The following is a 12652-nucleotide window of genomic DNA, read 5'->3' on the forward strand; positions in this document are numbered from 1 at the left end:
ACAGCGGCCTGACGGATGCTATCTTTAGTTTCCCGACGGCCGCGCTCGCGGCGCCCCGTTCACCGCGTCCGGGTACGGACAAGGAGGCTGGCATGAACAAGATGACGTTCCCCAACGCCTGCCAGGTGATGCGCTGGCACTTCCACCCGCTGGGCTTCGAGGCCACCATGGATGCGCCACGCAGCATGATCGCCCGCCTGTTCGACCGTGCCACGGGCGAAACCTTGCTGGCGATCGCTGGCATCCCCTGCACTGCGATAATGGCGGCAGCCGATGTCGAACGTATCATTGAGGCGGTAGAAGCTGAAATGGATGCTTTCTTACCGGTTCTCGCCCTGCGTGACGCCAGCTAGGCGACCGCCTCGGGGCTTTTGCGCAATACCTGCAATGTCCCCATGAACTGCTCGGCCGGTACCGGCTGGCCCAGCAGGTAACCCTGTAGCGAATCACAGCCCAGACGGGTCAGGAAATCCTGCTGCCCGCCGGTCTCCACGCCCTCGGCAACAATACGCAAGCCCAACGCCTGGCCCAATGCAACGATGGCCGAAACAATGGCTGCATCGTCGCTGTCCTGCTCCAGGTCACGGACGAAACCTCGGTCGATCTTCAGCTCATTGGCGGGTAAGCGCTTGAGGTACATCAGGCTCGAGTAGCCGGTACCAAAGTCATCGATGGACAGGTCCACGCCCATATCGGACAGGCGCTGCAAGACTGCCAGGCTGGCATCGGCATCGTGCATTGCCGTCGTTTCGGTGATTTCCAGCGTCAGGCGGTTGGCCGGCAAACCGTTCTCGCGCAGGGCGCGGGCAACGCTGTCAACCAGGCCGGCATGGCAGAACTGGATCGCGGACAAGTTGACCGCCATGCGCCAGTTTTCATACCCCTGATCAAGCCACTGGCGCATCTGCCGGCAGGCCTCGTCCAGCACCCATTCGCCAATCGGGATGATCAGGCCGGTTTTTTCCGCCAGGCCAATGAAGCGGTCCGGCAGCAGCAGCCCGTGCTGAGGATGCTGCCAGCGCAACAAGGCCTCGGCGCCGATCGGCTGGCAAGCCTGCGCGGCGAACTTGGGCTGGTAATGCAGGCGGAACTGGCGTTGCTCCAGGGCCATGCGCAGGTCCTGCAGCAGCTGCAGCTGCTGGCGGGCGTTGCTGTTCATGGAAGCATCGAAGAAGCTGTAGCCATTCTTGCCGGCGCTCTTGGCGTGATACATGGCAGCATCCGCGTTACGCAGCAACTCCAACTGGTCTTGGCCATTACCCGGGTACAGGACAATGCCCAGGCTCGCCGTCAATTGCAGGTCATGCTCGGCCACGCGGAACGCCCGCGACACCAGGTTGACCTGTTTGGCTGCCACATCCATGGCATCCGCGGGCTCCTGCAGTTCCACCAACAACACAAACTCATCACCGCCAATGCGCGCCAATGTGTCCTGGCTGTGCAAGTGGCCGCGCAAGCGTGTTGCCACTGCCTTGAGCAGCAGGTCGCCCACATGGTGACCAAACGCATCATTGACCGGTTTGAAGCCGTCCAGGTCGATGAACATCAGCGCAAAACAGCCGCCCTGCTCCGCCACCTTGCCGATCGCCTGTTCGATACGGTCAGAAAGCAGCGTGCGGTTGGGCAGGCCGGTCAGCGTGTCATGCAGCGCCAGCTGGGTGAGTTCCTGGTTGGCGAGGGTCAGCGAACGCGCAAGCTCCGCAGTGCGTGCCTCCAGGCGAGCATCGAGCACCGAGGTCAGCAAGGCCACTGCGAGCACCGCCAGGGTAGTGATCAGAACCAGATAGACCAGCCCATCACCTTGCAACCCGCCTGCCAGCGCGCCGCAGAAACTGCCTTGGGGGAAGTTGGCTGCGGCCATGCCGGTGTAGTGCATGCCGACGATGGCGACGCCCATCAGCACAGCCGCCAGTCCGCGGATCTGGCGAACGTAAGGGGTATGCTGACGCAGCCGGAAGGCTATCCACAACGCTGCCGCCGAAGCGCCCACCGCGATCGCCAACGAGGCACCGAACAGCGTTGGGTCGTAGTCAATGCCCGGCAGCATACGCAACGCCGCCATGCCGGTGTAATGCATGCAACTGATGCCAGCACCCATGAAGAGCGCGCCAAACACCAGTTGCAGCCACGGCAGGCTCGGTTGGCTAACCAGCCATAGGGCAAACCCCGAAGACAGCACGGCGATCAGTAATGAGAAGGCGGTCAGGCCAATGTCATAGCCCAGTTCGACCGGCAGGCTGAAGGCGAGCATGCCGATGAAGTGCATCGACCAGACGCCGGTACCCATCGCCAGCGCCCCACCGCCCATCCACAGGTGCACCGCCCTGCCCTGGGCGGTAGCGATGCGGCCGGTCAGGTCGAGGGCGGTATAGGAGGCTAGGATGGCCACGCACAGTGAAATCAGCACCAGCGAAGCAGAGTAACTACCGGTCAGCATTGAGAGTTCCAGCGACGGGACAGGGGCCCGAAAAAGCCGACGATTGTACTCAAGCTTTGGCGAAACGCACGGGATTTCTGAGCGCTCAAATGGATCTGTAATTATCTGCGAGAGTCCACCAGCCCCGCGATAGAGCCCCCCGGCGAACCACTGACATCAAATTGCCATTGGTCGGCTTTTGTCGCGCCTGAAGGGCAGGTGAAAAAAGATGTTGGCTCATGCCTGAGCGGGCATTTTTTCGACACTAGACCGCGCCTTCACTCCTGACTGGCAAACGCTTGCCCGGCATCCCAGCCGCCGCCCAACGCAGCGATCAGCTGCACACTGGCCACCAGACGCCCCTGTAACAGGTTCAACACACTGCGCTCATTGCTCAGCGCCGTGGTCTGTACATTGACCACGTCCAGATAGCCGATCAGCCCGGCCCTGTACTGGTTGTCGGTCAGGCGCAACGACTCACGCGCGGCATCCAGAGCTTCCTGGCGCACGAGCGCCTCTTCGCCGTAAACCTTGAGTTGCACCAGGTAATTCTCGACCTCCTTGAAGCCGTCGAGCACGGTCTGGCGGTACTGCGCCACGGTCTGGTCGTATACCGCGACAGTGCGGTCAACCTCGGCGCTGCGCTTGCCGGCATCGAAGAGTGTCAGCGCCAGTTGCGGCCCTACCGACCAGTAACGATTGGGCAACTGAATCCAGTCATTGAAGGTACTGCTGGAATAACCACCGCTCATGCTCAGGCTCAAGTCAGGGAAATAGGCGGCCCGTGCCACGCCGATGTTGGCGTTGGCCGCCATCACGTTGCGCTCGGCCGAAGCGATGTCCGGGCGGCGCTCCAGCAGTTGCGACGGCAGGCTTACCGGAATCTGCGGCAAGGCCGGGATGCTTTTGCTGTCGGCGAGGGCAAACTCGGCGGGTGCCTTGCCCAGTAGCACGGCAATGGCGTTTTCGAACTGTGCACGCTGCCAGACCAGATCTATCAGGTCGGCTTGGGTAGTCTTGAGCTGGGTACGTGCCTGGGCCACTGCGTCGGGGCCCGAGACGCCTGCACGGTACTGGTTCTGGGTCATGCGCAACGAACGTTCATACGTCGCGACGGTGGCTTCCAGCAGGCGCTTCTGCTCATCGATTACGCGCAACTGCAGGTAATTCTGCACCAGCTCAGACTGCTGGCTGAGGCGGATCGCGGCGAGGTCGGCGAAGCTCGCTTGAGCACTGGCCTCGTTGGCGTTCATGGTCTCGCGCAACTTGCCCCACAGGTCGATTTCCCAGCTCACGCCAAGCTGCGCGTTGTAAGTGTTGCGAATACCGCTGCTGTTGTTGGAAAGGCTGGAGCTCGAACTGCCTGTGCCCTGGGCCGAGCGGTTCTTGCTGGTGGTCAGGTCCAGGCTTGGGAACAACGACGCACGGCTACTGCGCACCAGCGCTTGGGCCTGGCGGTACTGGGCTTCGGCCTGCGCCACACTCTGATTGCTGCGGTTGAGCTCCTCGACCAGAGCGTTGAGCCCCGCGTCACCATAGATTTCCCACCAGGCGCCACGGGCGATGGCATCGGACGGGTTGGCCTGGGTCCAGCCCTCGGCCTGTTTGAACTGCGCCGGTGTGCTCAGCTCCGGGCGATGGTAGTCCGGGCTCAGGGTACAGGCGCTTAGCAGCGCCGCACACAGACCGGCACCGACCAGGCGTGAGCCACGCCCGCGGGTCAGCAGTTGCAGGGCGCGATGGAGTGGGGACTGGGCAAAATTCATAGCGGGGTATCCAGAGCGGCATCGGTGCGCACGCCGCGCCAATGGTTGAATCGGTGGCGCAGGCGGTCGAGGTACAGGTACACCACCGGCGTCGTATACAGGGTCAGGACTTGGCTGAAGACCAGGCCGCCAATGATGGTCAGGCCCAGCGGTTGGCGCATTTCCGCACCCTCGGCGCGGCTGAGCAGCAGTGGCAAGGCGCCGAGCATGGCCGCCAGCGTGGTCATCAGGATCGGCCGCAGGCGCAGCAGGCAGGCACGGCGGATCGACTCTTCCGGTGTCAGCCCCTGATGGCGCTCCAGTTGCAGCGCCAGGTCGATCATCAGGATGGCGTTCTTCTTCACCACGCCAATCAGCAGGAACAGGCCCAGCAGGGATATCAGGCTGAATTCGCCCCCGGTGACATAGAGCGCAAGCAAGGCACCGACGCCAGCCGAAGGCAAGGTCGAAAGGATGGTCAGCGGGTGAATGTAGCTTTCATACAGTATGCCCAGCACCAGATACACCAGCACCAACGCGCCAAGAATCATGAACGGCTGGCCTTGCTGGGTCTTGGCGAAGGCGTCTGCCGTGCCGCCCAGCTTGGCAATCACCTCCTCGGGCAGGCCCAGCTTGGCCACCGCCCGCTCCACCGCCGCCATGGCCTGGTCGGGGCTGTAGCCTTCGGCAACGTCGAAGGCGATGTCTTCGGCAGCGAACTGGCCCTCATGACTGACCCGGTCGTTTGCCAGGCTGTTCTCGTAATGGGCGATGGTCGACAAGGGCACACGCGCCCCGTCACTGGTGATCACCTGCACCTGCTCCAGGCTGCTTGGGTCCCAGGCGTATTTCGGGTTGATTTCCAGCACCACCTGGTACTGGTTGAGGCTGTCGTAGATGGTCGAGATCTGCCGTTGACTGTAAGCGTTGTTCAGAACGGTGGTGACCATGTCCATGTCGATACCCAGGCGCTTGGCCTGGTCGCGATCGACTACCAGTGTCACCTGCTGGGTACCGGAGCCGTCGCGAGCATCGATGGCGGTCAGCTCGGGCAGCGCGCGCATGGCTGCGACCACCTTGGGGAACCACTGGCGCAACGCTGCCAGATCGCCGCTCTGCAGGGTGTACAGGTACTGCGACGAGGTCTGGTCACGGCCACCGCCGCCCAGCTGCAGGTCCTGGTCAGCCATCAGGAACAGCCGTCCGCCAGGGACCTTGGGCATTTCCTTGCGCAAACGCTCGATGACCTGCTGCGCATCGATCTTGCGCTCGCTGATCGGCTTCAGGCGCACCAGCACCATGGCGTTGTTGGTACCACTGTTGCCACCAATGAAACCGGCAACACTCTGCACGGCCGGGTCGGCCAGCAAGGCACGGCGGTAGATTTCCATCTTCGGCTGCATCACGGTGAACGACAGCCCGTCGTCACCGCGGATGAAGCCCATCAGCTGGCCGGTGTCCTGCTGCGGGATCAGCGTTTTCGGCACGACCACATACAGCACGATGTTCAGGCCGATGGTCGCCAACAGGCTGATCAAGGTCAGGCGCTTGTGGCGAAGGGCCCAACTCAGGCTGCGATCGTAGCCTTGGACCATGCGCTTGTGCACATTGTCGCTCCAGCGCTGCAGGCGCGTCTGTTCGGCGCGGTGGGGCTTGAGCCAACGGGCACAGAGCATCGGGGTGAGGGTCAGCGAAACCACCAGCGAGACGATGATCGCCGCCGCCAGGGTAATCGAGAACTCCTGGAACAGGTTGCGCACGATGCCGCCCATGAACAGGATCGAAACGAACACCGCTACCAGCGAGACGTTCATCGACAGCAAGGTGAAGCCGACTTCCTTGGCGCCGAGGAACGCCGCACGCATCGGCGGCTGGCCGTCCTCGATATGCCGCGAAATGTTTTCCAGCACCACGATGGCATCGTCCACCACCAGGCCTGTGGCCAGGATCAACGCCATCAGCGACAGGTTGTTCAGCGAAAAACCGCACAGGTACATCACCGCGAAGGTCCCCACCAGCGATACCGGTACCGCCAGGCTGGGGATCAACGAGGCGCGCAGGCTGCCGAGGAACAGGTAGACCACGAGGATCACCAGCACCACGGCGATCAGCAGTGTGTGCTCGGCTTCCTTGAGGGTGGCCTTGATGACCGGCGAACGGTCCATGGCCACGTTCAGTTGCACGCTGGCCGGCAGCAGCGACTGCAGGGCCGGCAACTGCGCGTGGATCTGGTCGACGGTCTCGATGATGTTGGCGCCGATCTGACGGTTGACCACCAGCAGCACGGCACTCTGATCGTTGAAAAAGCCGCTGTTGTAGCGGTTCTCGACGCTGTCTGTGATGGTCGCCACGTCGGACAGGCGCAGTATCGTACCGTTCTGCTGCCGGATCACGATCGGTTCGTAATCCTTGGCTTTTTCCAGCTGGTCGTTGGCCCGTACCTGCCAGTTGCGCTCGCTGTCCTCGACGAAACCCATCGGCCGGCGCTGGTTGGCGTTGGCCACCGCAGTGCGCACTTCGTCCAGGGACAGGCTGTACTGGTTGAGCAGTTGCGGCTCGACGGAAATGCGCACAGCCGGCAGCGAACTGCCGCCGATCTGCACTTCCCCTACCCCACTTACCTGAGCCAGGCTCTGCGACAGGATGGTGTCAGCCAGATCGTACAACTGGCCTTTCTGCAGCACATCAGAGGTCAACGACAGCACCATGATCGGCGCCTGCGACGGGTTGAGCTTCTTGTAGGTCGGCATGCTGCGCATGCCGCTGGGCAGCAGGTTGCGGGTGGCGTTGATCGCCGCCTGCACCTCGCGCGCGGCGCCGTCGATGTCCCGGCCTTGCTCGAAGCCGATGATTACCCGGGTCGAGCCCTGGTTGGAGCTACTGGTCAGGGTGGTGACACCGGCGATACTGCCAAGCTTGCGTTCCAGCGGCGTGGCTACCGTGGAGGCCATCACCTCGGGGCTGGCGCCAGCCAGGTTGGCTTGAACCACGATCACCGGGAAGTCCATCTGCGGCAACGGCGAAACCGGCAGCAGGCCGAAGCTGACGCCACCAAGCAGCATGATTGCCAGGCTCAGCAGCATGGTCGCCACAGGCCGGCGAATGAAAGGGCCGGACAGGTTCATGCCTCGGCCTGCGTGGTGTCAGCGGCTGGGCGCCAGCGCCGTGCCAAGCGGTCGAAGTACAGGTAGATGACCGGCGTTGTGAACAGGGTCAGCACCTGGCTTACCAGCAAGCCGCCGACCATGACCAGCCCCAGCGGCTGGCGCAACTCGGCACCGGAACCTGTGGCCAGCATCAGCGGTACTGCGCCGAACAGCGCAGCCAGGGTGGTCATCAGGATCGGCCGGAAGCGCAGCAGCGCCGCCTGGTAGATCGCGTCGTGCGGGCTCATGCCTTGGTTGCGCTCGGCCTCGAGGGCGAAGTCGATCATCATGATCGCGTTCTTCTTGACGATGCCGATGAGCAGAATGATGCCAATGATGGCGATCATGCCCAGGTCGTTGCCGCTGAGGATCAACGCCAGCAAGGCACCGACCGCCGCCGACGGCAAGGTCGAGAGGATGGTGATCGGGTGAATGTAGCTCTCGTACAGCACGCCGAGCACGATGTACATGGTCACCACGGCGGCAAGGATCAGCAGCAAGGTGCTCGACAGGGACGCCTGGAAGGCCTCGGCAGCGCCCTGGAAGCGGGTCTGCACGCCGATGGGCATGCCGATTTCCTGCTGGACCTGCTCGATCACCTTGACCGCTTCGCCCAGCGACGCACCATGCGCCAGGTTGAACGACATCATCACCGCGGGGAACTGGCCGATGTGTGAAATCGCCAGCTGCGCCTGGCGCTGCTCGATGCGCGCCAGTGCCGACAGGCGTACCTGACCACCGTCACTGGCCTTGACGTGGATCGACTCCAGCGCCTGTGGGCCGATGCTTGCTGCATCGCGCGACTGCAGCACCACCCGGTACTGGCTGGCCTGGGTATAGATGGTCGAGATCTGCCGCTGGCCGAAGGCGTCATACAGGGCGTTGGTGATTTGCGACACATCGATGCCCAGGCGGCTGGCCATGTCACGGTCGATCACCAGGTACACCTGCAGCCCCTTGTCTTGAAGGTCGCTGGCCACATCCTGCAGTTCCGGCCGCTGTTGCAGCGCATTGACCAGCTTGCCGCTCCACTGCGCGAGCAGGTCGGCGTCGGGCGAGGACAGGCTGAACTGGTACTGCGTGCGGCTGACCCGATCCTCGATGCTCAGGTCTTGCACCGGCTGCATGAACAGGCGGATGCCGACCAGCTTGTCGAGCTGAGGCTGCAAGCGGCTGATCACCTCGCCGGCCGTCACGTCGCGCTCGCCGTGGGGTTTGAGGTTGATCAGCAGACGGCCACTGTTGAGCGTGGCATTGTCACCGTCCACGCCGATGTAGGACGACAGGCTCTGCACGGCCGGATCCTGCAGGATGATCGTGCTCAGCGACTGCTGGCGTTCGCTCATGGCGGCGAACGAGGTGGACTGCGGGGCTTCGGAGATACCCTGGATCACCCCGGTGTCCTGCACCGGGAAGAAGCCCTTGGGCACCACCATGTACAGGAAAACGGTCAGTGCCAGGCTGGCGACCGCCACCAGCAAGGTCAGCGGCTGGTGCCGGAGCACCCATTGCAGGCCACGGCCGTAGTAATCGATCAGCCAGTCGATCCAGGCACCACTGGCTCGGTAAAAACGGCCTTGCTCTTCTTCTTTGGGTTCACGCTTGAGCAGGCGTGCGCACATCATGGGTGTCAGGGTCAGCGAGACCACCAGGGAAATCAGGATAGCCACCGCCAGCGTGATGGCGAATTCGCGGAACAGCCGGCCCACCACATCGGCCATGAACAGCAGCGGGATGAGCACGGCAATCAGCGAGAAGGTCAGGGAGATCAGGGTGAAACCGATCTGCCGCGCGCCCTTGAGCGCAGCCTGCATGGGCGTTTCGCCCTCCTCGATGTGCCGCGAGATGTTCTCCAGCATGACGATGGCGTCATCGACCACAAAACCGGTGGCGATGGTCAGGGCCATCAAAGTCAGGTTGTTGATCGAGAAGCCGGCCAGGTACATCACGCCGAAGGTGCCGATCAGCGACAGCGGCACGGCAATCGACGGGATGATGGTGGCACTGATGCGGCGCAGGAAGACGAAGGTCACCATCACCACCAGGACGATGGCGATCAGCAGTTCGTGCTGCACATCCTTGACTGCGGCGCGGATGGTCTGGGTGCGGTCGGTCAGCACCGACACCTCGAGGCCGGCGGGCAGGTTGTCGGTGATCGACGGCAGCAGGTCCTTGATGCGGTCGACCACCTCGATGACATTGGCACCGGGCTGACGCTGGATGTTCAGCAGTACCGCCTGGTTCTGGTTGGCCCAGGCAGCGAGGCGTTCGTTCTCGGCTCCGTCGACGATTTCGGCGACGTCCTTCAGGCGCAGCGGCGCACCGTTGTTGTACGCCAGGATCAGGTTGGCGTACTCCTCGGGGGAACGCAGCTGGTCATTGGCATCGAGCATCGACACCCGGGTCGGGCCATCGAAGTTGCCCTTGGGCTGGTTGACGTTGGAGGCGCCAACCAGGGTACGCACGTCATCGAGGTTCAGACCATTGGCGGCCAACGCATCGACGTTGACCTTGATGCGCACAGCCTGGCGCTGGCCACCGGCGATGCTGACCATGCCCACGCCGCCGATCTGCGCGAGCTTCTGCGCCACGCGGGTGTCGACCAGGTCGTTGAGCTTGGGCAGCGGCATGGTCTTGCTGGAAATGGCCAGGGTCAACACCGGGGTATCGGCAGGGTTGACCTTGTTGTACACAGGTGGTGCTGGCAGGTCGCTGGGCAGCAGGTTGCTGGCGGCGTTGATCGCGGCCTGTACCTGCTGCTCGGCAACGTCCATGTTCATGTCCAGGCTGAAGCGCAGGGTCAGCACCGAGGCACCGCCAGAACTGGTCGATGCCATCTGGGTCAGGCCCGGCATCTGGCCGAACTGGCGCTCGAGCGGCGCGGTCACGGCGCTGGTCATCACCTGCGGGCTGGCGCCCGGATACAGGGTCATGACCCTGATGGTCGGGTAATCGACCTGCGGCAAGGCCGAAACCGGCAGCAGCTTGTACGCGATCAGGCCGGCCAGCACGATGGCCAGCATGCTCAGCGTGGTGGCGACCGGGCGAAGGATGAACAGGCGCGACAGGTTCATGCGCCCGCCTTGCCTGCCGTTTCACCGGTCTGGGCCGAGCCTTTGCCGTCCTGCCCCTGCAGGTGCTGGCCGGGGGTGGCCGGTACTTGCGAGCTGTCTTCGACCACTTCGACCTTGGAACCTTCGCGCAGGCGGTCGGTGCCTTCGAGCACCAGGCGGTCACCGGCCTTGAGGCCTTCGAGGATCACACTGTTCTCACCGTCACTGGGGCCCACCTTGAGCTTGCGCACATTGACCGTGTTGTCGGCAGTGACGACATAGGCGAAGGTGCCGTCGTTGCCGAACTGGATGGCCGCCGCCGGTGCCATGACGACCTGCTTGAGGGTGTCGGCCAACAGGCGCACGTTGACGAACTGGTTGGGGAACAGGGCCATGTCCTTGTTCTCGAAGCGGCCTTTGAACTTCAGGGTACCGGTGGTGATGTCTATCTGGTTGTCGATGCTGGCCAGCACGCCAGTGGACTGCAGCTTGCTGTCGCCGCGGTCCCAGGCCTCGACCGGCAGGCTGGCACCGCTGCGGTAACGTTCCAGCACGGTAGTCAGCTCGGTTTCCGGCAAGGTGAAGGCAACGCTGATCGGTTCGGTCTGGGTGATGACCACCAGGGCGGTAGTGTCATTGGCCGCCACCAGGTTGCCCAGGTCGAGCTGACGCAGGCCCACCCGGCCACTGATCGGCGCGCGGATCTGGGTGAAATCAAGGTTCAGGCGGGCATCATTGACCTGAGCCTGGTTGGTTTTCACCAGCCCCTGGAACTGCGCCACCTGGGCTTCGGAGGTATCGAGCGTCTGTTTGGCGATGCTGTCTTCGGCGTACAGGCCTTTATAGCGCGCCAGGTCGACTTGAGCGTTCTTGAGCTGCGCCCGGTTTTGCGCCAGCGTGCCTTCGGCCTGCTGCAGCGCGATGCGGTAGGCGCGCGGGTCGATCTCGGCGAGCAAGTCGCCAGCCTTGACCTGCTGGCCCTCCTTGAAGTGGATTTTCACCAGCTCACCGGCAACACGGCTACGCACGTTGACGGTATTGGTCGCGGTAACCGTGCCAAGCGCCTTGTAGTAGAGCGGAAAGTCGCCCACCCGTGCAGGTTCCACACGCACTGGCACCGCTTCGGTGGAGCCGCCGAAGCCGGGACGGCCCATACCGATGCCCATGCCCTTGCCCGGGCGCCCCCCGCCCGCTTCTTTTGGGGCAGGCGTTGCAGCGGGCCACAACCACCAGGCCAGCAGGGCCACCAGCAGCAGGATCAGCAGGCCAACGAGCCAGCGACGAGGGGATCGGGAGACGGAAACTCGCATGGGTTGAACGAACCTTGTTCGGAATGACGACTTGGGAAGGTGAACGATAAGCACTGGCACTCTTTTAGCAAAGGCCCTTTACCAGAGGTTTACCTTTGCCTGACGTTGCCAAGAGGCTGAACTTTAAATGAAAACGGCCCGGAAAGCGTTCCGGGCCGTTACAGGGTGTTGCTTGGAGAGGCAGCGTACTGAAGAGTTCCGAGGCCGAAACCTTCGATAAAGGCCTTCGTTACGCTCAATGCCAGCCAGCTAAGCGATTTAGGGCCGCTTTGCGGCCCCGACAAGGCCAACTGACTGGCATCAGCCCTGCACCATTCTTTACTTCAACACCGCCAGTGCCGCGTCATAGTTCGGCTCTTCAGCGATTTCACCTACCAGCTCGCTGTGCAGCACCTTGTCGTTTTCGTCCAGCACCACCACGGCGCGGGCAGCCAGGCCGGCCAGCGGGCCGTCGGCAATGGCAACACCGTAGTTTTCGAGGAACTCGCGACCACGCAGGGTCGACAGGTTCTTCACGTTCTCCAGGCCTTCGGCGCCGCAGAAGCGCGCCTGGGCGAACGGCAGGTCGGCAGAGATGCACAGCACCACGGTATTGGCCACATCGTTGGCCTGGGCGTTGAACTTGCGCACCGAGGTAGCGCAGGTCGGGGTATCGACGCTTGGGAAGATGTTCAGCACCTTGCGCTTGCCGGCGAAGTCCTTCAGCGACTTGTCGGCCAGGCCTTCACCTACCAGGGAGAAGGCCGGAGCCTGGGCACCGGCTTTTGGCAGCTCGCCGTTGACCTGAACCGGGTTGCCTTTGAGAGTCACTTGAGCCATGGACGAAATCCTTATGCGGGGTTTGAAAAGGACACTGAGTTAAGCATGAAGGCGGCCGGGTGCCTATGGGGTTCAGTGAAATTGTTCTATTGCCTGACAGTTATTGTGGACAAAAAAATGTCCGGGTTGCTACAAGCAGCCCGGACATTTCTCAAAGCGAACG

At 62.8% G+C, this 12652-nt stretch carries 7 protein-coding genes; 1 reads left to right on the forward strand and 6 read right to left on the reverse strand.

What is annotated here, in order from left to right; genetic code table 11:
- The first annotated feature begins 92 nt into the window (after nt 1-92).
- Entirely contained in the window at nt 93-353 is a 261-nt protein-coding gene (locus JOE27_RS04720) for a DUF1652 domain-containing protein (RefSeq protein WP_119687089.1), read from the forward strand.
- Here JOE27_RS04720 and JOE27_RS04725 read toward each other — a convergent pair.
- The 6 genes from JOE27_RS04725 to tpx form a co-directional block, all read right to left on the reverse strand.
- Nucleotides 350-2437, reverse strand: coding sequence for an EAL domain-containing protein (locus tag JOE27_RS04725; RefSeq protein ID WP_115274687.1), 2088 nt, complete (start codon nt 2435-2437; stop codon nt 350-352). The genes JOE27_RS04720 and JOE27_RS04725 overlap by 4 nt on opposite strands.
- 257 nt (nt 2438-2694) lie before the next feature.
- Nucleotides 2695-4182 (reverse strand): efflux transporter outer membrane subunit, encoded by a 1488-nt coding sequence (locus tag JOE27_RS04730; RefSeq protein WP_115274686.1) that lies wholly within the window; start codon nt 4180-4182, stop codon nt 2695-2697.
- Nucleotides 4179-7286 (reverse strand): efflux RND transporter permease subunit, encoded by a 3108-nt coding sequence (locus JOE27_RS04735; protein ID WP_046786090.1) that lies wholly within the window; start codon nt 7284-7286, stop codon nt 4179-4181. Before JOE27_RS04735 ends, JOE27_RS04730 begins: the two co-directional genes overlap by 4 nt.
- Nucleotides 7283-10381 (reverse strand): MdtB/MuxB family multidrug efflux RND transporter permease subunit, encoded by a 3099-nt coding sequence (locus JOE27_RS04740; protein WP_115274685.1) that lies wholly within the window; start codon nt 10379-10381, stop codon nt 7283-7285. The genes JOE27_RS04735 and JOE27_RS04740 overlap by 4 nt, the downstream gene beginning before the upstream one ends.
- Nucleotides 10378-11670, reverse strand: a complete 1293-nt coding sequence (locus JOE27_RS04745) for an MdtA/MuxA family multidrug efflux RND transporter periplasmic adaptor subunit (RefSeq protein ID WP_161872563.1) — start codon at nt 11668-11670, stop codon at nt 10378-10380. Before JOE27_RS04745 ends, JOE27_RS04740 begins: the two co-directional genes overlap by 4 nt.
- Before the next feature lie 318 nt (nt 11671-11988).
- Nucleotides 11989-12489 carry a thiol peroxidase gene (gene tpx, locus JOE27_RS04750; protein ID WP_039603773.1) on the reverse strand — a complete coding sequence of 167 codons (501 nt, stop codon included), beginning with the start codon at nt 12487-12489 and terminating at the stop codon, nt 11989-11991.
- Nucleotides 12490-12652: the final 163 nt, after the last annotated feature.

This window comes from Pseudomonas sp. M5, assembly GCF_016907075.1.
Classification (GTDB): Bacteria; Pseudomonadota; Gammaproteobacteria; order Pseudomonadales; family Pseudomonadaceae; genus Aquipseudomonas; species Aquipseudomonas putida_E.